Source organism: Polyangium sp. 15x6 (assembly GCF_029960785.1).
Classification (GTDB): domain Bacteria; phylum Myxococcota_A; class Polyangia; order Polyangiales; family Polyangiaceae; genus Polyangium.
In genome coordinates, this window is the sequence record NZ_JASBQE010000108.1 from 17,001 (window position 1) to 38,424 (window position 21,424).

22 protein-coding genes are annotated in these 21,424 nt (G+C 70.0%); 4 read left to right on the plus strand and 18 right to left on the minus strand.

Going from position 1 to position 21,424, the window contains the following annotated elements; translation table 11 throughout:
• The first annotated feature begins 149 nt into the window (after positions 1-149).
• Together QHF83_RS44400 and QHF83_RS44405 are read left to right on the plus strand one after the other, a co-directional pair.
• Positions 150-419 carry a MoaD/ThiS family protein gene (locus QHF83_RS44400; RefSeq protein ID WP_282424178.1) on the plus strand — a complete coding sequence of 90 codons (270 nt, stop codon included), beginning with the start codon at positions 150-152 and terminating at the stop codon, positions 417-419.
• A gap of 6 nt (positions 420-425) precedes the next feature.
• Positions 426-1,532 (plus strand): hypothetical protein, encoded by a 1,107-nt coding sequence (locus tag QHF83_RS44405; RefSeq protein ID WP_282424179.1) that lies wholly within the window; start codon positions 426-428, stop codon positions 1,530-1,532.
• Between the two features lie 19 nt (positions 1,533-1,551).
• Here QHF83_RS44405 and QHF83_RS44410 read toward each other — a convergent pair whose 3' ends face one another.
• Both QHF83_RS44410 and QHF83_RS44415 read right to left on the minus strand, forming a co-directional pair.
• The gene (locus QHF83_RS44410; RefSeq protein WP_282424180.1) at positions 1,552-2,073 is read right to left on the minus strand and encodes a hypothetical protein; all 522 of its coding nucleotides are present in this window, start codon (positions 2,071-2,073) and stop codon (positions 1,552-1,554) included.
• Between the two features lie 67 nt (positions 2,074-2,140).
• Positions 2,141-5,089 carry a 2-oxoglutarate dehydrogenase E1 component gene (locus QHF83_RS44415; protein ID WP_282424181.1) on the minus strand — a complete coding sequence of 983 codons (2,949 nt, stop codon included), beginning with the start codon at positions 5,087-5,089 and terminating at the stop codon, positions 2,141-2,143.
• Positions 5,090-5,296: 207 nt separating this feature from the next.
• Between QHF83_RS44415 and QHF83_RS44420 the strand changes: the two genes are divergently transcribed.
• Positions 5,297-6,913: a glucose-6-phosphate isomerase gene (locus QHF83_RS44420; protein ID WP_282424182.1), complete on the plus strand. Its 1,617-nt coding sequence runs from the start codon at positions 5,297-5,299 to the stop codon at positions 6,911-6,913.
• Between the two features lie 10 nt (positions 6,914-6,923).
• On the opposite strand, the gene QHF83_RS44425 is transcribed toward QHF83_RS44420, so the two are convergent.
• From QHF83_RS44425 to QHF83_RS44455, 7 genes are all read right to left on the minus strand, one after another.
• Positions 6,924-7,700, minus strand: a complete 777-nt coding sequence (locus QHF83_RS44425; RefSeq protein WP_282424183.1) for a hypothetical protein — start codon at positions 7,698-7,700, stop codon at positions 6,924-6,926.
• A 32-nt stretch (positions 7,701-7,732) separates the two neighbouring features.
• Positions 7,733-8,428 (minus strand): hypothetical protein, encoded by a 696-nt coding sequence (locus QHF83_RS44430; RefSeq protein ID WP_282424184.1) that lies wholly within the window; start codon positions 8,426-8,428, stop codon positions 7,733-7,735.
• Entirely contained in the window at positions 8,425-9,192 is a 768-nt protein-coding gene (locus QHF83_RS44435) for a hypothetical protein (protein ID WP_282424185.1), read from the minus strand. The genes QHF83_RS44430 and QHF83_RS44435 overlap by 4 nt, the downstream gene beginning before the upstream one ends.
• 73 nt (positions 9,193-9,265) lie before the next feature.
• Complete coding sequence (locus tag QHF83_RS44440) at positions 9,266-10,570, minus strand: S41 family peptidase (protein WP_282424186.1); 1,305 nt, start codon at positions 10,568-10,570, stop codon at positions 9,266-9,268.
• Between the two features lie 121 nt (positions 10,571-10,691).
• The gene (locus QHF83_RS44445) at positions 10,692-10,844 is read right to left on the minus strand and encodes a hypothetical protein (RefSeq protein WP_282424187.1); all 153 of its coding nucleotides are present in this window, start codon (positions 10,842-10,844) and stop codon (positions 10,692-10,694) included.
• Positions 10,845-10,933: 89 nt separating this feature from the next.
• Positions 10,934-11,194 carry a hypothetical protein gene (locus QHF83_RS44450; protein WP_282424188.1) on the minus strand — a complete coding sequence of 87 codons (261 nt, stop codon included), beginning with the start codon at positions 11,192-11,194 and terminating at the stop codon, positions 10,934-10,936.
• Positions 11,191-11,700 carry a hypothetical protein gene (locus tag QHF83_RS44455; protein ID WP_282424189.1) on the minus strand — a complete coding sequence of 170 codons (510 nt, stop codon included), beginning with the start codon at positions 11,698-11,700 and terminating at the stop codon, positions 11,191-11,193. The genes QHF83_RS44450 and QHF83_RS44455 overlap by 4 nt, the downstream gene beginning before the upstream one ends.
• A gap of 50 nt (positions 11,701-11,750) precedes the next feature.
• Here QHF83_RS44455 and QHF83_RS44460 point away from each other — a divergent pair, with 50 nt between their 5' ends.
• Positions 11,751-13,382, plus strand: coding sequence for a Ppx/GppA phosphatase family protein (locus tag QHF83_RS44460; protein ID WP_282424190.1), 1,632 nt, complete (start codon positions 11,751-11,753; stop codon positions 13,380-13,382).
• Positions 13,383-13,482: 100 nt separating this feature from the next.
• On the opposite strand, the gene QHF83_RS44465 is transcribed toward QHF83_RS44460, so the two are convergent.
• From QHF83_RS44465 to QHF83_RS44505, 9 genes are all read right to left on the minus strand, one after another.
• On the minus strand, positions 13,483-13,971 hold the full coding sequence (locus QHF83_RS44465; RefSeq protein WP_282424191.1) for a helix-turn-helix transcriptional regulator: 489 nt from the start codon (positions 13,969-13,971) through the stop codon (positions 13,483-13,485).
• A 179-nt stretch (positions 13,972-14,150) separates the two neighbouring features.
• Positions 14,151-14,459, minus strand: a complete 309-nt coding sequence (locus tag QHF83_RS44470) for a helix-turn-helix transcriptional regulator (RefSeq protein WP_282424192.1) — start codon at positions 14,457-14,459, stop codon at positions 14,151-14,153.
• 487 nt (positions 14,460-14,946) lie between these two features.
• The gene (locus QHF83_RS44475) at positions 14,947-15,438 is read right to left on the minus strand and encodes a helix-turn-helix domain-containing protein (RefSeq protein ID WP_282424193.1); all 492 of its coding nucleotides are present in this window, start codon (positions 15,436-15,438) and stop codon (positions 14,947-14,949) included.
• A gap of 136 nt (positions 15,439-15,574) precedes the next feature.
• On the minus strand, positions 15,575-16,624 hold the full coding sequence (locus QHF83_RS44480; protein WP_282424194.1) for an alpha/beta hydrolase: 1,050 nt from the start codon (positions 16,622-16,624) through the stop codon (positions 15,575-15,577).
• A gap of 39 nt (positions 16,625-16,663) precedes the next feature.
• Positions 16,664-18,439, minus strand: coding sequence for a phosphoenolpyruvate--protein phosphotransferase (gene ptsP, locus QHF83_RS44485; protein WP_282424195.1), 1,776 nt, complete (start codon positions 18,437-18,439; stop codon positions 16,664-16,666).
• On the minus strand, positions 18,436-18,720 hold the full coding sequence (locus tag QHF83_RS44490) for an HPr family phosphocarrier protein (protein ID WP_282424196.1): 285 nt from the start codon (positions 18,718-18,720) through the stop codon (positions 18,436-18,438). The genes ptsP and QHF83_RS44490 overlap by 4 nt, the downstream gene beginning before the upstream one ends.
• A complete protein-coding gene (gene rapZ, locus QHF83_RS44495) occupies positions 18,717-19,718 on the minus strand; it encodes an RNase adapter RapZ (protein ID WP_282424197.1) in 1,002 nt (333 codons plus the stop codon). Before rapZ ends, QHF83_RS44490 begins: the two co-directional genes overlap by 4 nt.
• Positions 19,715-20,734, minus strand: coding sequence for an HPr(Ser) kinase/phosphatase (gene hprK / locus QHF83_RS44500; protein ID WP_282424198.1), 1,020 nt, complete (start codon positions 20,732-20,734; stop codon positions 19,715-19,717). Before hprK ends, rapZ begins: the two co-directional genes overlap by 4 nt.
• Positions 20,731-21,210, minus strand: coding sequence for a PTS sugar transporter subunit IIA (locus QHF83_RS44505; RefSeq protein WP_282424199.1), 480 nt, complete (start codon positions 21,208-21,210; stop codon positions 20,731-20,733). The genes hprK and QHF83_RS44505 overlap by 4 nt, the downstream gene beginning before the upstream one ends.
• Between the last annotated feature and the right edge of the window lie 214 nt (positions 21,211-21,424).

Sequence of the window (21,424 nt, forward strand, 5' to 3'; positions counted from 1 at the left end):
GGACGGATTTCATTCCGCGGAAGACGGAAGCGGCCCGCCTCCAGACAGGCAAGTCGGGCTGTTCCTGATGGAGGCAACGGGAAATTCCTTCCGAGGAGGAAAACCTGGCCTTGACAAACCCACGCCGGGTCCGCGACGCTGCTCGCCGCATGCCGCGCGTCACGTTCACACAGCATATCGCGAGGCACGTCCCCTGCCCGGCGCGTGACGTCGAAGGGCGCACCGTCCGCGAGGCCCTCGACGCGTATTTCACCGTGGAGCCGGCCGTGCGGGGGTACGTCCTCGACGAGCAAGGCGTCGTGCGGAAGCACGTGGTGATCTTCGTCGACGGCGCTCAGGCGACGGATCGGACGCGCCTCGGGGACGCGGTGGGCGAGGGCTCGGTGATCTACGTGATGCAGGCGCTTTCCGGGGGTTAGAGGGCCATGTCGAGCAAGTTGTTCGTGGCGACGCGCAAAGGGCTTTTCCGTGTCGATCGAAAGCCGTCGGGATGGACGATCGGCGAGGTCTCGTTCCTCGGCGACAATGTCTCGATGGTGCTGCCGGATCGGCGGGACGGGACGCTGTACGCGGCGCTCTCGCTGGGGCATTTCGGGGTGAAGCTCCGGCGGTCGCGGGACGTGGGCGAGACGTGGGAGGAGATCACGGCGCCGGCCTATCCGCCGCTGCCCGAGGGAGCAGAGCCGGAGAAGACGCCGGACGGACGAGAATGGCCGCAGCGGGTCGAGCTTCTGTGGAGCCTGGAAGCAGGGCGCGAGGATCAGCCGGGGCATCTCTGGTGCGGGACGATCCCAGGGGGGCTGTTCCAATCGAAGGACCACGGGGAATCGTGGGAGCTCGTGCGCTCGCTGTGGGATCACCCGACCCGGAAGGGCTGGTTCGGCGGCGGTTACGACTGGCCGGGGATTCACTCGATCTGCGTGGATCGAGGCGGGGTGACGGTGGGCATCTCCTGCGGGGGGGTGTGGCGCTCGACGGACGACGGCGCGACGTGGGAGACGCGGACGAAGGGCATGTACGCCGAATACATGCCGCCCGAGCGGCGGGACGATCCGGGGATCCAGGATCCGCACCGGCTCGTGGCCTGCGCCGCGCAGCCCGATGCGCTCTGGACGCAGCACCACAACGGGCTCTTCCGCTCGACGGACGGAGGAAAGACGTGGCGCGAGGTGACGTCGGTGAAGCCGAGCAAATTCGGCTTCACGATGGCCGTGCACCCGCGGGACCCGGAGACGGCATGGGTGGTGCCCGCGAAGAAGGACGAGCAACGAATCCCGGTCGACGGGAAGGTGGTGGTGGCCCGGACGCGCGACGGCGGAGCGAGCTTCACGGTGCTCGACAAGGGTTTGCCGCAGACGAACGCGTTCGATCTGACGTACCGCCACGGCCTCGACGTGGACGGCACGGGGGAGGTGCTGGCGTTCGGGACGACGACGGGATCGCTCTGGATCAGCGAGGACGGGGGGGATTCGTGGCAGACGATCTCGAATCACCTGCCGCCGGTGTACGCGGTACGGTTCGGCGAGGTGTGAGCCCTCGCCGCGCATCCCCTCACGGGACGTAGTTCCAGGTGCAGAAGCCGTTCTTGCAGACGAACCCGTTCGCGTTCGGGCAATCGCACGGGCCGAAGACCATCTCGGTGCATTCGAGCGTTTGCGACTGCTCGAGCAGCTCGTAGAACCGCGTCGCGTCCGCGTCGAGGCGAGCGACGAGGTTGTGCGTGCAGCCGCAGCTCGTGCCCTTGAGCTCCTGGCCACACTGGACGTCGGCCGTGCAGCTCATGATCGCCTGCTGCTCTTTCGGGAGCTCCACTTCGATCTCGGCGCACGTCAGCATCGCGGAGCCGCCGCCGCCGCTCGTGCCAGAGCTGCCGCCCGTGCCGCCCGTACCGCCGCTGCCGCCCGTGCCGCCGCTGCCGCCCGTACTGGCGGCGCTGCCGCCCGTGCCGCCGCTGCCGCCCGTGCCCGTGGCGGTCGTATCGCCAGGGGCGGAGCCTCCGTCGTCGACGCCGGCCGAGCAGCCGAGGAGGGAAACGACGAGGAGCGCTGACAATCCGAACGAGACGCGAATCATGAAAAAACCTCCGTGCGCACGGGGTGGCGTGCACACGGAGGTTACCATGGGTCGGTCCGCCTAGGGGTCAGGCGAACGCTTCGTCCATGAGGCGCTTCTGCTCCAGGTTGTGGCTCGCCTTCGATCCGGTCGCGGGGCTCGCGCTCGGCTGACGGCCCACGACGGAGAGCGGGAAGCGTCCGCCGAGGAACTGGGGCAGGGTGGCGTTGATGTAATACCAGGAGCCGTAGTTGATCGGCTCTTCCTGGACCCACACGAGCTTCGTGCCGTCCTTGTAGTTCGCGAGCGCGTTCGTGAGCTCTTGGTTCAGCGGGAAGAGCTGCTCGAGACGCACGATGGCCACGTCCTTCAGGCCGCGCTGCTCCCGCGTCACGGCGAGGTCGTAGTAGACCTTGCCCGAGCAGAGCAGGATCTTCTTCACGTCCGACGGATCGACCGTGTCGTCGCCGATCACGCGCTGGAACCTGCCGTTCGCGAGGTCGTCGATCGTGGAGACGGGGCGCGGGCCCTTGGCCGTGGTGGCGACGCGGAGCAGGCTCTTCGGCGTGGCGATGACGAGCGGCTTGCGCCACGGGCGAAGGATCTGGCGGCGCAGCGCGTGGAAGAGCTGGGCCGGCGTCGTCAGGTTGCAGACCTGGATGTTGTCCTCGGCGCTGTTCTGGAGGAAGCGCTCGATGCGCGCGCTCGAGTGCTCCGGGCCCTGGCCCTCGTAGCCGTGCGGGAGGAAGAGGACGAGGCCCGTGAGCCTGTGCCACTTGTCCTCGCTCGACGTGATGAACTGGTCGACGATGACCTGCGCGCCGTTGAGGAAGTCGCCGAACTGCGCCTCCCAGATGACGAGCGCGTCGGGGTAGTCGAGCGCGTAGCCGAACTCGAAGCCGAGCACGCCCGCCTCGCTGAGGGGGCTGTTGTGAATGTCGAGGCGCGCGGGGCCCTCCGCGACGCGCGAGAGAGGCGAGAAGCTCGCGCCCGTCTCGATGTCGACGACGACCGCGTGGCGATGGCTGAACGTCCCGCGGCGTACGTCCTGGCCCGAGAGGCGCAGGGGCGTCTTCTCGGAGAGGAGCGTGGCGTACGCGAGCATCTCGCCCGTGCCCCAGTCGAAGGGCTCGCCCTTCACGAGGCGATCGTGGCGCGCCTTCAGGATGGGCATGACCTTCGGGTGAACCTTGAAGTCACCCGGCATCTCGAGGAGGCGGCGCGAGAGGTCGATGAGCTTGTCGGCGGGCACGCCCGTCGGCACCTCGGGCGTGTCGGCGTCGCGGCCGCCGCGGTAGCTCGTCCAGACGCCGGCCATCGCGTACGTGACGGGCGCGAAGCCCTTCTGCTTGACCTCCTGCAGCGCGCCGTTGAGCGCCTCGCGGCGGCGGACGAGGATCTCCTCGGCCTTCTCCTCGCTCACCTGGCCCATCTCGACCAGGCGCTTGACGTACATCTGCCGGACCGTCGGCTTCTTGTCGATGACGGCGTACATCCGCGGCTGCGTGTAGCGCGGCTCGTCGCCCTCGTTGTGGCCGTAGCGGCGGTAGCAGTACATGTCGATCACGACATCCATGCCGAAGCGCTGGCGCCACTCGGTCGCGAGGAGCGCGACCTGCGCGACGGCCTCCGGATCCTCGCCGTTCACGTGGAAGACGGGGACCTTCAGCATGCGCGTGATGTCCGACGCGTAACGCGTGGAGCGCGACTCGCTCGGGTTCGTCGTGAAGCCGACCTGGTTGTTCACGATCACGTGGATCGTGCCGCCGGTCCGGTAGCCTTCGAGGCCGCACATGTTGAGCGTCTCGGAGACGACGCCCTGGCCGATGAACGCGGCGTCGCCGTGGATGAGCAAGGGCATGACCTTGCGCGCGGCGTCGGGGACGCCGAGGCGGTCCTGCTTGGCGCGCGCGCGGCCCTCGACCACGGGGTTCACGAACTCGAGGTGGCTCGGGTTGAACGTGAGCGTGAGGTGGACCTTGTGGCCCGACTCCGTGAGGCGATCGGTGGAGTAGCCGAGGTGATACTTCACGTCGCCCGCGCCGACGTAGCGCTCGGGGTCCTTGTCCTCGAAGTGCGCGAAGATCTCGCGCGGGCTCTTCTCGAGGATGTTCGACAGGACGTTGAGGCGGCCGCGGTGGGCCATGCCGAAGACGATCTCGTCGACGCCCTCGGCGCCGGCGCGCTCGATGATGAGGTCGAGCAGCGGGATCAGCGCCTCGCCGCCTTCGAGCGAGAAGCGCTTCGTGCCGGCCTCGTAGCTCCGGTGGATGAACTGCTCGAAGATCTCCGCGTCGGAGAGCTTCGTCAGGATGCGGAGCTGCTTGTCGCGGCTGAGCTCGAGGCGGTTCTTCGTCGCCTCCATGCGCCGCTGCAGCCAGATGCGCTGGACCGGATCCTCGATGTGCGTGAACTCGACGCCGATCGAGCGGCAGTACGTCTCTTCGAGGCGGTTGATGATCTCGCGCAGCGACGAGATGGCCGGCAAGCCGGCGAGGTCGACCGTCGGGAAGGGCTTGTCGAGGTCCGTGTCGCTGAGGTCGAAGTTGTCGAGGTTGAGCTCGGGCGGCGCGGGCGGCGGGAGGCCGAGCGGGTCGATGTGCGCGAAGAGGTGACCACGCACGCGGTAGGCGTTGACGAGCTGGTAGACGCGGGCGCGGGTCGCCGCGGTCGACATCATCTCCTGCTCGGAGGAGATGAAATCGAAGCCCGGCACGCGCGGCGGCGGCGGGGGCGGCGGCGACGAGCGGCGTTGCCGGCGCGCCGGCTCCTGCGTGAACAGGCTCGCCTGCGCGGGCGCGGGGCCGCCGTTCGTGTAACGCGGCGGCTCGGCGAGCGGCGCGGGCGTCGTCACGGGCGGGGGCGCCGGCGGAGCGACCTGCACGGGCGCTCGATACACCGGCGCGGCTGCCTGCGACGGACCGCGCTGTTTATCGAAGAAGGCCCTCCAGCTCGGGTCGACCTTCTCGGGATTCTCCTGGTACTGCGCGTAGAGCTCTTCGACGAACCCTGCGTTGACGCCGAAATCAAGCTGCATGGGTGGCATTGGGGCGGCAGGGAAATAACGCGGGATCGGTGTCGCCGCCAGCGCAGTTTTTTCGGATCCCGGGGTCCTGGAAACCCGAGAGACCACCGGTCGGGCGGGCGCCCGAGCCCCGGGGTGCGCTACATACGTACGCACGACGAAGTGGGGAAGGCCGGGGACGAGCCCGGCCCGGCGCCACGGACGGGGATTGTTACGACCATGAACGACGGGCTCGACCGGTTTCGCGCGCACCTGTACTACGAAGAGCGCCTCGGCTTCTGGCTGGACACGAGCCGGATCCGGTGGACGGAAGGCTTCCTCGAAGCGCTCGAGCCGCGGCTTCAAGCGGCCTACGAGGCGATGGCGGCGCTCGAACGCGGCGCGATCGCGAACCCCGACGAGGGGCGCATGGTGGGGCACTACTGGCTCCGGGCCCCCGAGCTCGCGCCGGATCCCGCGATCCGCGACGCGATCACGTCGACGCTCGGACGCGTGCTCTCGTTCGCGGAGGACGTGCACGCCGCGCGCATCCGCCCCGAGCGCGCGAGCCGCTTCCGCAACGTGTTGCTCATCGGCATCGGCGGCTCGGCGCTCGGGCCCGAGCTCGTCTCCGCCGCGCTCACGTCGCTCGCGGATCGCATGCGCGTCTGGTTCTTCGACAACACCGATCCCGACGGATTCGATCGGACCCTCGACGCGATCGGCGACGCGCTGCCCGAGACGCTCACGGTCGTCATCTCGAAGTCGGGCGGCACGAAGGAGACGCGCAACGGGATGCTCGAAGCCGAGGCCGCGTACGCGCGGCCCGGGCTCGATTTCGCGAAGCACGCGGTGGTCGTGACGGGCGAGGGCAGCGAGCTCGACAAGCACGCGGTGGCGCGCGGGCTGCTCGCTCGGTTCCCGATGTGGGACTGGGTCGGTGGTCGGACGAGCGAGCTCAGCGCGGTGGGCCTCCTGCCGGCGGCGCTGCAAGGGCTCGACGTGGCGGACATGCTGCGCGGCGCGCGCGCGATGGATGAGGTGACGCGATCACGCGTAACGAGGAGGAACCCGGCGGCGCAGCTCGCGGCGGCGTGGCTCGCGGCGACGGGCGGCGCGGGCAAGAAGGACATGGTGCTCTTGCCGTACAAGGACCGGCTCGAGCTCTTCAGCCGGTATGCGCAGCAGCTCGTGATGGAGTCGCTCGGCAAGCGGCTCGATCGGAACGGGCGCGAGGTGTGGCAGGGGATCAGCGTCTACGGCAACAAGGGCTCGACGGATCAACACGCGTACGTGCAGCAGCTCCGCGACGGGGTCGACAACTTCTTCGTGACGTTCATCGAGGTGCTGCTCGATCGCGCGCCGCAGCGAGGGGACCTCGACGTGGAGCCGGGCGTGACGTCGGGTGATTACCTCTCGGGATTTTTGCAAGGCACGCGTCGCGCGCTCGACGAGCGAGGGCGCGACGCGATCACGATCACGCTGGAGGCGCTCGACGCGGCGTCGCTCGGCGCGCTCATCGCGCTCTACGAGCGGGCCGTGGGGATCTACGCGGAGCTCGTGGGCATCAACGCGTACCACCAGCCGGGCGTGGAGGCGGGGAAGAAGGCGGCGCAGGCGGTGATCGATCTCGAGCTCCGCGTGCTCGCGGCGCTCCGCGCGAAGGCGGGCACGGCGCTCTCGCTCGCGGAGGTCACGGCGGCGGCAGGCAGCGACGATCCGGAGACGGTGTTCTGGATCCTGCGGCATCTGTCGGCGAACCCGCGGCGTGGTGTGCTGCGCGTGCGCGGTCAGGGCGCCGAGGCCGAGGCGGGATCGCCGCTCGACTGGACGTGGATGGTCACCGCCGCGAGGTGAAGCGGCGCGCTCAGAAGTGGAAACGAACGGCGGCGGAGCTGCCGCCCACGAGCAGCTCCGGCTTGCCCGGGAGCGCCTGCGCGCGCTCGAGGTACTTCTCGGGCACGAGGATGCCGGCGGCGATCATGGCCGCGCCGGTCATCTGCGTGAAGCCGTTGAGGAGCATGAAGAACGCGTAGAGGTCGTCGTCGGTGCTGCGCGCGTTCGGGAATTCCTGCGCGCGCGAGTTCTCGATGCCGAGCGAGATGAACGGGCCGAAGACCGGGACGAGCAGCGGGCCGAACGTCTCGGCGTCTCGCTCGTTGTCGTCGAACGCGTAAGCGCCGCCGACGAGCGCGGACAAGCCGTACGGCACCGCGAACGTGACGATGCCGCCGATGAGGAGGCTGCGGGTCGGCTGCACCTTCAACTGGTAGCCCGGCAGGAGGATGTCGCCCTCTTCGTACTCGATGCGGCGAGGCAAGACGGGCAGGCTCGGGTCGTCCATCGGCGCCCACATCGGAGGAGGCTGCTGCGGCGACGGGCTGTCCCACGTCTCATTGCTGAGCCTCGGCTGCTTCTTCCGCTTCTTCGGCTTCGGCTGCTCCTCGGTCGACTCCGCGCCCTCCGTCGTCGGAGCCGGCGGCGGAGGCGGCAAAGGCGCGGCAGCCGTGGACGGCGGCGGAGGCGCGGCGGGGGCTGGCTGCGCGCTCGCGGGGAGCGTGGCTGCGAGGCCGAGCGAGAGCGCGACGAGCGGCGCGAGGCGGCGCGCGAAGTCCGGGCTCGACGTGCGCTTGCGATTGTCCATCGACGGAGTCCCTTTCATCGTCGATCCACGGCTCAGAAATGCCACCGGAGGGTCGCGGCCCGCGGGCCGACCATGACCTCGGGGCGCGGATCGAAGGCGGTGGGCGTGCGCGAGACGAACTTCTCGTCGGAGAGCATGCCCGCCACGAAGAGCGCGGCGCCCGTGGCCTGGCCGAGGCCGTCGAGCATGAGCATGAAGACGCCGACGCTCTCGGCGTCCGAGGTGCCGATCGCGACGAAGGGACCGATGACCGGAATGAACAGCGGCGTGTAATAGCCGGAGGCGAGGCCCTCGTTGCCCGCGAAGGTGCCCGCGAAGAGGACCGACATCCCGTAGAGCGGCGCGAACGTCGCGAGGCCCGCGGTCGCCATCTTGTAACGTGGCCTCGTCTCGATGCCGTACCCGCGCGGGATCGGATCCCCTTCCTTGTACGGCAAGCGCGAGGGCCCGAAGATCGGCGGCGGCGGCGGGTAGTACCCGGGCGGCGGATAGCCCTGCGGCGCGGCCATTGGCTGCTGCGGCGCCGCGCCCATCGGCATGGGAGGCTGCTGCGGGAGCGCGCCGGGCGGCGGTTGCTGCTGCGGCGGCATGGCGCCCGCGGTCGGCTGCTGCGGCGACATCACTCCGGGCGGCGGAGGCGGCGGCGCGCCCTGCGCAAGGGAGATATTTGCAGCACCAAGGATCGTCAGCACGGCGCTGACGCAGAAGAGCGTTCGTCGCGTCGTCACATCGTCCCCACGAGGCCCAGGCCTGCGCCATGCGGGCCAAACCGGAGAGGCACCACGGTCACGGAGGCCGCGTCGAGCTCGGATCGGACGAGCCGCTTCTCCTGGGCGACGAGGCCGGCGATGAGCATCGCGATGCCGCCCGTTTGCGCGAGACCGTCGACCGCGAGCCAGAAGGTGCCAGCGCCCTCGGAGTCGAGCGTGCCCATCGCGACGAAGGGCCCGACGGCCGGGATGTAGAGCGGCCAGAGCTCCGAGCTCCGCGAGACGCTGTCGCCGATCGAGGCGATCATCGCGGAGAAGAACCAGGGGACGCCGAACGTCACGGCGCCGCCGATGACGAGGCCCTTGCGGATGCGGCTGTCGACGCGGTAGCCCGGCGGGATCGGATCGCCCTCTTCGTACGCGAGCGTCGCCGGGAGCGGAGCGCCGGGCTGGCCATATCCATAGCTGTTCGGCCCGTACCCCGGCGGCGGCGCGTACCCCGGCGGCGGATACCCTTGCGGATATCCGGGCGGCGGCGCGTAGCCGGGCGGCGGATACCCTTGCGGATATCCGGGCGGCGGCGCGTACCCCGGCGGCGCCGCGGGCGCGTACCCCGGAGGCGGAGGAGGAGGCGCCGAGGTGTCCGGTGATCCCGCCGGCGGAGGCGGAGGCGGCGGCGCCTGCGCCGCGGCGAGCTGCGAGGAGACGCCTACTGCGACGAAGAGCGCCGCCGCCAGCGCACGAGGAGCTCCCTTCGGTGTGTTCGTCGACGCCGTCCGCATACAGGTGCCTCCGCCCTCGCGCGTGATGCTCGCACGCGCGTAAAATTGGAGAATACGTGAGGCACCAAGGAGGTCAACGCGGCTTTTTCGTTCTCGGTCGAGGCGCCGCGGCCTCGGCGCGGAGCTCACGCGCGCGCCGATCGACGAGAGACGGCGCACGTGCGCGGGCCGCCGCCCACGCGGAGGCGGGCGCGAGCGAGGCCACGCGTCGCGCCTCGACGAGCGCGTCGGGCCCGGCGAGCTCGAGGTCGGGGATGAACCCACGCGTCTCGTCGTAGTCGCCGAGCGGATCCACCACGGCGCGCGTGCCGAGCGTGATCAAAAGACGCGAGCGCGGAAGCACGAACGACGCGACCTCGCCCACCGCCATGCTGCCTCGCGTGCGCTCGCCCGCGACGAGGAGCCCCGGGACCTGCCGCGCCAGCGCGACGAACATCTCGCACGCCGAGGCGCATCCGCGATCGACGAGGATCACGCCGCGACCCGCGAGGGGCGTGGTCGCCGTACCTTGCAGGATCTCGCCCTCACGAACGATCTCCACGCGTCCCTCCCCGCGCGCGGCGAGATCCTCGGCGAGCCGTTCGAGCAGCGTGATGTGATCGAGGAACATCGCGCGCGCGGCCGGTGGGACATCTCCCCGCGCGAGGCGCCGCTTCGCCGCGTTCACGCGCCCGAGGGCCGCGGTCACGGACTGGACCTCGCGCGTGCCGAGCGCGAGGATCGGACCATGCGCGAGCGCGAGCAGGAAGCGCTCGGCGAAGGCGTAGTTTCCACCGCGATTGCCGCGCAGATCCACGACGAAGGCAGGCGCCTCGCGGAGACGCGCGGCGAGCCGAGGCAACGTGGCGAGCGCCGCGGCCGCGGCCGTTTCGAAGGTGCGCACCGCGAGGACGGGGACCTCGCCCTCGACGAGCTCCACGGGCTGCGCTGCACCAGGCGGCGGCGCGGCGGGCCCTGGCAATGCTTGGAGCTGCAACGGCCTCGCGCCGCCGTGACCGAAGGCGAGGTGCCCGTCGTCGGCGCGGAGCAGATCCCGCAAGAGGATCGCGAGCTCGAACGGCGACCAGATCGCGCGGCTCTGGATCACGCGACGCGCTTCGTCGATGCGCGCGCGCGGCGGCAGGGGCGCGTGGCCCTCGGGCGCGGCGTACGCGTCGGCGAAGACGTCGAGCGCGAAGTCGAGATCCGCCTCGGCGAGCGCGGCCGAGACCGCACGCGGCTCGGCGTCGAAGTCGCGCCCGCTCGCGGCGAGCGCGGCGAACGTCGGAGAGAGGGCTCTCGAAGCGCGCGGATTCCGCTCGGGAGATCTCCAGGATCCAGCGCACCCGGCGAGGGTGAGCCCGAGGGCGAGGAGGCCTCCGTACAGCAAGGCGCGCATCGGTCGCGAGGGTGCAACGACGAGTCACCTCGTTGCAACGGCCTCGCGACGATGCGGTGGGGATGAAGACGGGAAAGGAACGTATTTCCTGCGGAGACGACGCGAGGCGTCCCCTTCGGGACTACGCCTGCGCGGTGAGGGCCTTGTAGGCCTCGGCCCACTTCTTCCACTGCTTCAGGCGCGTACCGGGCTTGCGGTTCTTCGCCTTGGCGCGGGCTTCCTTGCGGGCGATCTTCTCGAGCAGGTGCTGGTGCTGGCGGCTGGGACGATGCATGCGCGCGATGCTGGTCCAAGCGCGCTTTCTTCGCAAGCCCATCGAGCAGGGGCGGACGAAGGTGCGGCGCGCCTCGATTCGATCCGCCGTCAGCCGCCCCGGCTGCCCCCATCGTCCGGTCCAAGACGACCGTACGTATGAATGGCGCCGATGATGAGGAAGAGCGCGAGGAGCGTCAGGACGGAGCCGATGTCGATGACGCTCGTGTCGTTCGGGTCGCTCGGGCGCAGGCCCACGAGCCCGAGCCCGACGAGCAGCGCCGTGCTGCCCACGAGCAGCGCGCGCCGCGGCCCGGCCGCGCGCTCGGACTCGCTCTGCACCAGGGTTCCGATCTTGTCGCCGAGGCTCACTTGAACTTCTTGGTCTTCGCGTACGTGATGAAGTCGCGCACGTCACGCGTCAGCGTGCGCTCGGCCGAGATCGTCGTGAGCTCGTGCGACTCGCCGGCGAGATCGTCGTAGCGGTAGTTCGCCTGGTAGAGCAGCACGATGCGGACCTCGCCGTCGGCGCCGACGCGCTCGAGCCGGAGTTTTTCATCGGGGCCGTTCGGCGGCTTGATCGCGTCGCCGAGCTTGTCCTGATCGTCGTCGGAAATGTAGGCGATCCCGAACTCGTGGCCCTCGATGCTCACGTCGACGCGCAGGGCCTTGCCGCTCCGCATCTCGACCTCGCGGGCAGGCGCGGGTTGCACGCCTTCCTGGGCGACGGCGCGGCGGATGACCTCGATCGCGCGGCGTTCGTCGAGGGTCCTCGTGGGGTTCGGCGCGCGGACCGGCTCGGGTCCGCATCCGAGAGCGACCGTGCCGAGGACGGCGGTCGCGACAATCGGCAAGATGGTTCGCAAGACGGTAGCCATGAGCGCCATGAGAGTAGCCAACCAGGCCGCGCTCCGCTACTACCCCGGCCATGGCTCGCCTGGCGGCGATCGACATCGGGTCCAACGCCATCCGGCTTCGCGTGGTCGACGTCGACCCGCCTCTGCTCACGGACGACGGACCGCGGTTCTATCCCTTCCGAGACGTGCTCGTCGACCGCGCGCCGGTGCGGCTCGGGCACGACGTCTTCACCAAAGGTCGCCTCGAGAACGGCGTCATCGGCGCGGCCTGCGAGGCGCTGAAGCGGTTTCGCGCGGCCATGGACGCGGCGAAGGTCGAGCGCTACCGGGCCGTCGCCACGAGCGCCGCGCGCGAGGCGCAGAACGGTGACCTCTTCGTCGAGCGCGCCGAGCGCGAGAGCCGCGTGCACGTGGAGATCATCGAGGGTGTCGAGGAGGCGCGCCTCGTACAGCTCGCCGTCGTCGAGCGCATCGCCATGGGGCCACGGCGCTCGCTGCTCGTCGACATCGGCGGCGGCTCGACGGAGCTCACGCTGCTCGAAGGCCGCCTCCCCGTGTACTCGCGCTCCTTGCCCGTCGGGACCGTCCGGCTGCTCGAAGCGTTCCTCGAAGGCCGCGGGCCGATCGACATCGGCCACAGCAAGCTCCTCGAAGAGTACGTCGACCGCGTCTGCGCCGACGCCTTCCGCGAGATCGAGGACGCCTCCGACGGGCCCGTCGACGTCGTCATCGGCACGGGCGGCAACATCGAGACGCTCGCCGACCTCTGCCCGATGCCGATCGCCTTCCCCGAAGGCCGCGCGATCGAGGTCCGCTCGATGCGAAGGCTGCTCGACGAGCTCTCCGCGAAGAGCGTCGACGAGCGCGTGACCGCTTATGGCCTCCGGCCCGATCGCGCCGACACCATCGTCCCCGCGGCCACGGTGCTCTGCCGGGTCGCGGAGGCCTTCGGGCGAGAATCGATCACGGCGCCGGGCGTGGGGCTCAAGGAAGGCGTGCTCGTCGACCTCGCGCGCCAGCACTTCGTGCCGCGCGACTTCGGCGGCGAGGCGGCCGCGGTGAGCGAGGCGTGCCTTCGGCTCGGGCGCCGCTATCACTTCGACGAGGCGCATGGACTGCTCGTGGCGCGCTTCGCGACCCGCCTCTTCGACGAGCTCGCCACGCGCCACCGCATGAGCCCGCGCGACCGCATTCTCCTCCACGCGGCGGCGCTCCTGCACGATGTCGGCGACTTCGTGCGGTACGAGGGGCACCACAAGCACAGCTACTACCTCATCGTGCACGCCGACCTGATGGGCCTGTCGCCACCGGAGCGCGAGATCGTGGCCAACGTCGCGCGCTACCACCGCAAGAGCCCGCCGCAGCTCGACCACGACAACTTCCGCACGCTCTCGCGCGAGGATCGGGCGAAGGTGAAGGCGATGGCCGCAATCCTGCGGGTCGCGGACGCGCTCGATCGGGAGCACCGGGCCAAGGTCGCCGGGGTCAGCGGGCGCATCGACGGCGACACGCTGGTGCTCGAGCTCTCGGGCACGGAGGACCGGTCGCTCGAAGAGTGGACCGTCGGGGCGAAGTGCGGGATGTTGAAGGACGCGCTCGGGCTCGACGTGCGTATCGTGGACGCGGCGACGGGCGCTTCGCGGACGCCCACGTCGGTGCCGCCAGCTTCGCGTAAGACGCCGGTACCGACGCCGCGGAGCTGATCGAAACGGGTCTTACGGGAAGAACCTTTTCGACATCGGGGACCACGCTCGAGCGAGCCGCGCGGGTTTGACGTGCGGCTCGCCGAGGTTGTCCGGGCGTTCAGCGCTTGCGACGGCCCTTTGCGGCGGGCGCCGGCGTGGCGGCGGCGGGCGTGGCGGCGACGGCGGCCTTCGCGGGGGCTTTCGCGGGCGCCTTCGCCGCGCTCGGCTTCGCGGCGGCGTTCTTCGTCGGCGTGGCGGTCTTCGGGGCGCGGCCGTTTGGCCCGAAGACGAGCTTACGCAGCGCGGCAGCGGCCTTGTCCGTATCGCCGCCTTCGCTCGCGCGCACGTGCTCGACGACGGCGGCGAGCGGCTCTTCCTCGGGGAACATGAGGAGCACGAAGGGCGGGACGCCGAGCGCTTTCGCGGCGGAGACCACGGTCCCGACCGTGATCAGGACGAGCCCGCGCTCCACGCTCGACATGTGCCCCTTGGACAGACCACTTTCGTCGGCGAGGGCCGCGAGCGACATGCCGCGCTCCTGGCGAAGGTCACGGATTCGGGCCCCCACCTTGGCGGCGACGGGCTCGGGAGTCGGACGACGGGGCATGGGTTTTCCACCTCGAGCGTGCGCCCCGGCGTGCCGGAGTCGCGGAGAAGATCAGGTCAAAACGCGGCGGTTCGTCGTGGCCGTGTTCGCGTGGGACGAACTCTACCATGTCGTCCTCGCCCGGCACAACGTCCCCGTAGGACGCGCATGTCCCGACAACCCACGCCCGCATTTTCGGCCTACCCCGGTCCCCTCCCCCGCCGCGGCGGCTTGCCGAAGAAGAGCTCCCGGAGCCGCTCGGCCGCGCGGCCCACGTCGCCGCCCTCCTCGTGGAGGAGGTTATCGAAGCACTCGGCAAAGGGTTCGTCCTCCTCCCGCATGCACAAGAGGAACGGCGGCACGCCGAGCGCCCCGGCCGCGGCGCAGATCGTGCCGACGCTCATGACGGCGAGACCATTCTCCAGGTTGGAGACGTGACCCTTCGAGAGCCCGCTCGCCTTCGCCAATTGCGCGAGTGACATTTTCTTCTCGAGCCGTAGCTCACGCATTCGAGCACCGATGCGGGCCGCCATCGGGTCCGGGACACGACGTGTAGGCACAGGATTGCACCTCGGAAACCGTTTTTCCTGCCAAGCATGCGATCGACCATCGACCGCTCGCTGCCGTTTTCGAAAATTCGGTCAATTGACCCAATGGGATCAACCAAGCCAAACCCACTTACCACGTCGGGCGGCTTTTCCCAATGTTCGAACGCATTTTCGAACCTTCGAAAATCGACGCGGAGGCCATTCATTTCCCGAGATAAAAATCGGGTTCGACACATGAAACACGCCGGGCCCACCCCAGACCCGGCCGGCCGCGCCGAACCATGCGGGATTCCAGGGCAAACCCATGCAGAGCCCCCACGCCCGCGGTGCGCGTCGACGGTTGTCAGGCCAAGCGGGCCCTACAGGGGTCGGTCACACACGACACCACCCCCGCCGCCGGCAGGGAGGTCTCGATACGACCCCAACATGATTCTCTTGACTTTTCGCTCTACTCGTGGAGCGAGCGTTTCGATGTGCGCCCGCGCTTCTTGCCGGGCATGCCGCTCGCGCGCTCCTCGATCACCGCGCTCACGCGCCGCATATCGCCGCCGTACGCCTGCCGGATCTCCTCCAGCACGGCCGAGAGCGGATCCTCATCGGGAAAGGCCAGGAGCACGAACGGCGGCAGATCGAGCGCTTTCGCCACCGCGACGACCGTGCCCATCGTCACGCGCACACGCCCTCGCTCCGCGCTCGACATCTGGCTCGGCGTCAGGCCTCCCGCCTCGCGCAAGCTCGCGAGCGACAGACCTCGCTCGAGCCGGAGATCACGCATCCGCGCCCCGAGCTTGCCAGCGTAAGGCTCCGGCAGCCCGCTCGTGATGCCCGCGCGCTCGCGAGCCGCCGCTCGCGTCTTCGATCCCTGCGCCTGCGTTTCACTCGACGTGCGCTTCATCGTGACCCGCGACAAACCTAACACGTTCTGCGGGGCCACGTGCACGTGCGGATCGAAAAACCCAAACTGGTTCCACGCGAGGTTGGTCCGTCGCCCGGTTTTTCACGCCCTAACCTCATTTTTTGACAGACGACCCGGAGTCGCCCGAAAGAACCCGCCCCCCCTCGGGACCGCCGGTCGGTCAGCCGAAGAAACGAACGAGCGCCGAGACGAACGTGTCGTGCGCCTCGATGTGCGGCGAATGTCCGACGTTCTCCAGGATCTCTTCCCGGTAGCTGCCGCCGTTCGCCTTGTAGGCGTCGAGCACGGCGCGGGTCTGCGAGACCATGGGCTGCGCCGGGTAGACGTCGTCGCCCGGCCAGCCGGGGATCGCGCCGAGCTTGCCGAGGAAGCCGAAGTCGAAGAGCGACGTGTCGCTGACGATCTGATCGCCGTCGCCGCGGATCCAGAGGACGTCGTGCTTCGGCGGGATCTTCGCGAAGCCCGAGAGGTTCACGTACTTCGGCGCGAGCGCGTTGTTCACGCCACGCGTGCCGGGCGCGACGGTGGGCCAGTTCGGGGACGTGGTCGTGTCGCCGGGGTAGTGATCGTCGTCGACCACCATCTTCAGGATCTCCGCGACGAAGAGCTCCTCGCGGTCCTTCTCCACCCGGAACGGCGGCTTGAAGTAGTAGTCGTTCATCACCTTGCGCGGCGAGAACGCGCTCTCCTCCGAGGCGTCGCGCTCCTTCAGCCGCCGCGCGAACTCGGGGTTCGCCGTGCCGCCGCCCGAGCCCGCGAAGTCCGCGAAACACGGCTCGCCGCTCACGCCCTTCGTCCCGCCGAACCCGTACGGCGCCATCGGCGCTTCGAGGACGATCTTGTCGACGAGCTCCGGGTGATCGATCGCGAGCTGCATCGCGACGCCGCCGCCCACCGACCAGCCGACCACGTGCACCTTGCCCTTGATGCCGAGCTCCGCGTGCTGGAGGAGCGCCGCGAGGTCGTCCGAGAAGTCACGCAGGCCGCGCGTGGCGTCGATGGGCGCAGGCTCGGAGTCGCCGTAGCCGCGCAGGTCGGCCGCGATGACGCGAAAGCGCGCGGGGAGCGCGGCCATCGTCTGCTCGAAGAAACGAGCGGAGGAGCAGTTGCCGTGGATGAACAGGACGGGCACGCCGTCCGCGGGTCCGCTGACGAGCACGTGCGTGCGAAGGCGGGGCGTCTGGATCTTGATCGACGTGATGGCGGTCATGAGCTCCTCGGGTTTTTCAGGCCAGAGGAGAGGATGCCTTCAACGCTCGCCGGTGAGAAGATCATAGAGGCGAGGCGCGAACGCCTCGGCCACGCAGTGCTCGACCTCGTCGGAGGTGCCGAACCGTAAGGCCTCCCGCGCGACGGCCTCGGCCTCGACGAGCGTCACGCGACGGAGCGCCTCCTTGATCTCGGGGATCGCAGCCGCCTCCATCGAGAAGTCACGCATGCCGAGGCCCACGAGCAGGACCGCGGCGAGCGGATCACTCGCCATCGCGCCGCAGATCGAGACGGGACAAGACCACCCCTCGCCCGCGCGCACGACGCTGCGGATGAGCCGCAGGATCGCGGGATCGAAGGACGAGGCGAGGTAGGCGAGCGAGCGGCTCGTGCGATCGACGGCGAGCGTGTACTGCACGAGGTCGTTCGTCCCGAGGCTCATGAAGCTCGCCTCCTGCGCGAAGAGATCCACGAGCACCGCGGCCGCCGGCACCTCGACCATGATCCCGAGCGGGATGTCGTCCGCGCAGGGCAAACCACGCGCCTTCACCTGCTCGATCGCCTTCTCCAGGAGGACACGCACCTGCCGGAGCTCGGAGAGGCTGGCGATCATGGGGATCATGATCTTCACCTCGCCGTACGCGCTCGCCCGGACCATCGCGCGCAGATGTTCGAGGAAGACCTCGGGCTGCGAGAGCGCCAGGCGCACGGCGCGCAAGCCGAGCATCGGGTTCATCTCGGGCGGGAGCTTGAGGCTCGAGATGAACTTGTCGCCGCCGATGTCGAACGTGCGCAGGGTGACGGGCATCGGGCGCATCGTCTCCACGACGGCGCGGAAGATCTCGAACTGCTGATCCTCGGTCGGCGGGAGCGAGCGATCGATGTAGAGGAACTCGGTGCGGTAGAGGCCGATGCCCTCGGCGCCGTGATCCCGCGCGAGGATCGCCTCGGCCGGGAGCTCGACGTTCGCGCGCAGCGTGACGCGCACGCCGTCCTGGGTCGTCGCCTCGCGATCGCGGGAGATGGAGAGCTCGCGCGAGAGTGCGGTGTGCCGCTCGCCGCGGGCGCGCGCCTCTTCGAGCTCACGCGGCTGGGGGCGCACGAGGACGCTGCCACGCAGGCCGTCGACGACGACGAGGTCGCCGCTCGAGATGCGCGCGAGCGCGTCGGTCACGCCGACGACGGCGGGGATCTCCAGCGCGCGCGCCATGATCGCGGTGTGGCTCGTCCGCGTGCCGACCTCGGTGACGAAGCCGACGACGGGCTGGTTGATCATCGCCGCCGTGTCCGCGGGCGAGAGGTCGTGCGCGACGACGATCGAGGGCCCTTCGAGGCGGAGGTGCTGCTGCTCGGGCACGGTCGTGCCGAAGGCGCGCAGGATGCGATCGCCGATGAAGAGCACGTCGTGGCTGCGCTCGCTCAGGTACGGATCGTCGAGCGCCGCGAGCCGCTTGGCGATCACGTCGGACGCCTCGGCGACGGCCCACTCCGCGGCGCGCTTCTCCTTCTGGATCTGGTTGCGCACGGCCTCGGCGAGGACGGGGTCGCCGGTCATGAGCACGTACGCTTCGAGGATGGAGGCCTCGGCGCTGCGCTCGGTGAGGCGCTGCGACATCTCGCGCAGGTCGCGCTGCGCGCGCGCGACGGCCTCCTCGAAGCGAGCGATCTCGATGTCGATCTCCCCCGGGCCGATCGTGCGCCGCGGGCAAGGCGCGCGGCTCTTGCCGAAGACGACGACCTTGCCGATCGCGACGCCGGGCGAGCCCGCGATGCCGCGGAGCACATCGGTCGCTTTCGAGGGAGGCTCCGTGTTCATTCAGGCTCTCCGAAGCGATCGGCGATGAGCTTTCCGATCGCCGCCACGACCTCCGCCGAGCCCTCGCCGCGCGCCTTCACCTCGAGCACGGTGCCGATGCCGCCGCAGAGCAGGAGCACGCCCATCACGCTCTTCGCGTTCGCCTCCTGCCCGTCGGGCCCCGCGACCGTGACCTCGCACGGGTACTTGCCGGCGAGCTGCACGAGCTTCGTGGCCGCTCGCGCGTGCAAGCCACGCGCGTTGACGATCGTGAACCGCCCCGTCGCGCTCGTGTTGCTCACGTCTTCCCCCCTCCGCCGTCGGGGGCGCGCGGCGCCCCCTCCGCCCCTTCGGTGACGCCACGGCCTTGCGCGGATGGATCGGGCTCGGGCTGCGCGGTGTGCTCCGCCCTGCCGACGTCACGATGCACGACCGAGATGGGTAGCTCCACCTTCCTTCGGAGATTGTCGGCCAAAACCTCGGCGAGCGCCACCGATCGATGACGCCCTCCGGTGCAGCCGATGCCGATGGTCAGGTAGCTCTTCCCTTCCCGCTCGTACCGGGGGAGCGAGAACACGAGCAGCGACTCGATCTTTTCGAGAAGCTCGGACGCTTCCGGGCTCTGCAGGACGAAATCTCGCACTGCGGGGTGGCTCCCGGGCAGCCGCCGTAGCTCCGGGACGAAATGCGGGTTGTCGAGGAACCGCACGTCGAAGATCAGGTCCGCATCGACCGGGACGCCGAACTTGAATCCGAACGAGACGAAGCGCGTGGACATGCGCGGCGCCTCGGCCTTGCCCGGACCGAGGTGCGCGATGATCTGGCGCCGCAGCTCGTGGACGCTGAGGCGCGTCGTGTCGAGATCGAGCGTGGCGAGCGCGCGCAGCGGCGCGAGGCGCTCGCGCTCGAGGTGCACGCCGTCGAGCACGGCGAGCCCGCCGGCGCTTCCGGGCGCGCGAGAGGCGGCCGCGGAGAGCGGGTGCGGCCTGCGCGTCTCGTTGAAGCGGCGGAGCAGCGCCTCGTCGGTCGCGTCGAGGAAGAGGATGGCCATGTCGCGGCCCTCGGCAACGCGCGCGAGCGTGGGGCAGGCGCCGTCGAGGAAGGCCAAGGCGCGCACGTCGATGCCGAGGCCGATGCGGCGGATGCCGCCGGACTCGCAGACCTCGATCGTGGAGGGCACGAGGGACGTCGGGAGGTTGTCGACGCAGAAGTAGCCGAGGTCTTCCAGGGCATGGAGCGCGGTGGACTTGCCGGCCCCCGAGAGCCCGGTGACCACGACGACGCGGCTCTTGTCGCTCATCGATCTCGCCTCCCTCCGCTCATGAGCGCGCCTTCGAGGTTGCCGAAGAACTCGCGCGCGGCGTGGTGCCCCGCGTTCTTGAGCAGCTCGTTGCGCGCCGCGACCTCGATGATCGTCGACATGTTGCGTCCCGGCCGCACCGGGAGCACGAGCTCGCGCACCTTCACGCCGAGGATCGTGTGGTACCGGTCCTCGAGGCCGAGCCGGTCGTACTCGACGTCCTTCGACCACTCGACGAGCTTGATCACCACGTCGATGCGCTTGCGCTCGCGGATCGCCGTCACGCCGAAGAGGTCCTTCACGTTGAGGATGCCGAGCCCGCGCACCTCGAGGTGGTAGCGGAGCAGGTGCGCGGCCGCGCCGAAGACCATGCCCGGCGGGCGGTAGTCGCACTCGACGACGTCGTCGGCGACGAGGCGATGTCCCCGCATCACGAGGTCGAGCGCGCACTCGCTCTTGCCGATCGCGCTCGGCCCCGCGAGGAGCACGCCCACGCCGAAGACGTCGACGAGCACGCCGTGCAGGCGCACGCGCGGCGCGAGCCGGTCGTCGAGCAGCGCGTGGACCGCCGTGATGGTCACGCTCGATCGCTCCGCCGAGCGGAGCAGCGGCGTCCCGGACGCCTCGGCCGCGGCCACGAGCTCCGGCACGGCGGGGAAGCCGCCCTCCGCCGGAGCTTCGACCTCGCCGCGCGAGGCGCGCGTGACGATCACGCAGCAGAGATCACGCGCGAAAAAATCGCGGAGCTTCTGCGCGCGGTCCTCGCCTTCGAGCGTGTGCAGAAACGAGAGCTCTGTCTGGCCGAAGATCTGGATGCGCGACGCGGCGATGCCGTGGAAGTGCCCCACGAGCGCGAGGCCCGACTTCTGGATGCGCGCCGACTCGATGATACGATCGAGGCCCGCCTCGCCCGCGATGAGCTCGAGCCCCACGCCGAGCCCGGGATCGGCGAGCAGCGCGCGCACGCTCATCGAGGGGCGCGGGGCGGGTACGCTGCGCGGAACTTCTTCCGTCACGGGCCCCTGCCCTCCTCGGCGGCGATGATCCGGAACGCGTCGGCGCCGCTCGGCGCGAGCAGCAAGCGCTTGCGGAACTCGTCGTCGCGGAGCAGGCGCGAGACGCGCGCCAAGGTCTTCAGGTGCTCGCCGGCGGCGCGCTTCGGGCCGACGACGGCGAAGAGAATGCCCACGGGCGCGCGGTCGATCGCGTCGAAGTCGATCGGGTGCGGGCAGAGCAGGACCGCGCCCACGTGCCGATCGAGCCCTTCGAGCCCGCCGTGGGGGATGGCCACGCCGCCGCCCACGCCGGTCGACTGGAGCCTCTCGCGCTCGACGAGCACGCGCTCGATCTCCGCGACCGGCGTGACGGGGACGAGGCCCCGGGCGAGCAGCTCGGCGATGCGGCGCAGCGCCTCGGGCTTGGAGCGGACGACGCCCTCGACCTCGTTGGCCACCGAGACGTGGTCCGCGCTCAGGATCTCGAGAACACCCATGATCGTGCCGGGGGGGTTGGGAGAGCGGGGCGTGCGCCGCCTGTTGCGCCGCGCGGCCGCCGGAGGGGCGCCCGCGCGGCGCTCTGCTGCGCCGTCGAGTCGATCGTTGCCTGTCCCCCCCGTGCCTCGGCGGAAGCACGGCCGAGCCCTACTACGGAAAGGCTCGCCTGGCGAGGGCGTACAGCGTGGAATTCGCCTTCAGTCGCGGGCGCGC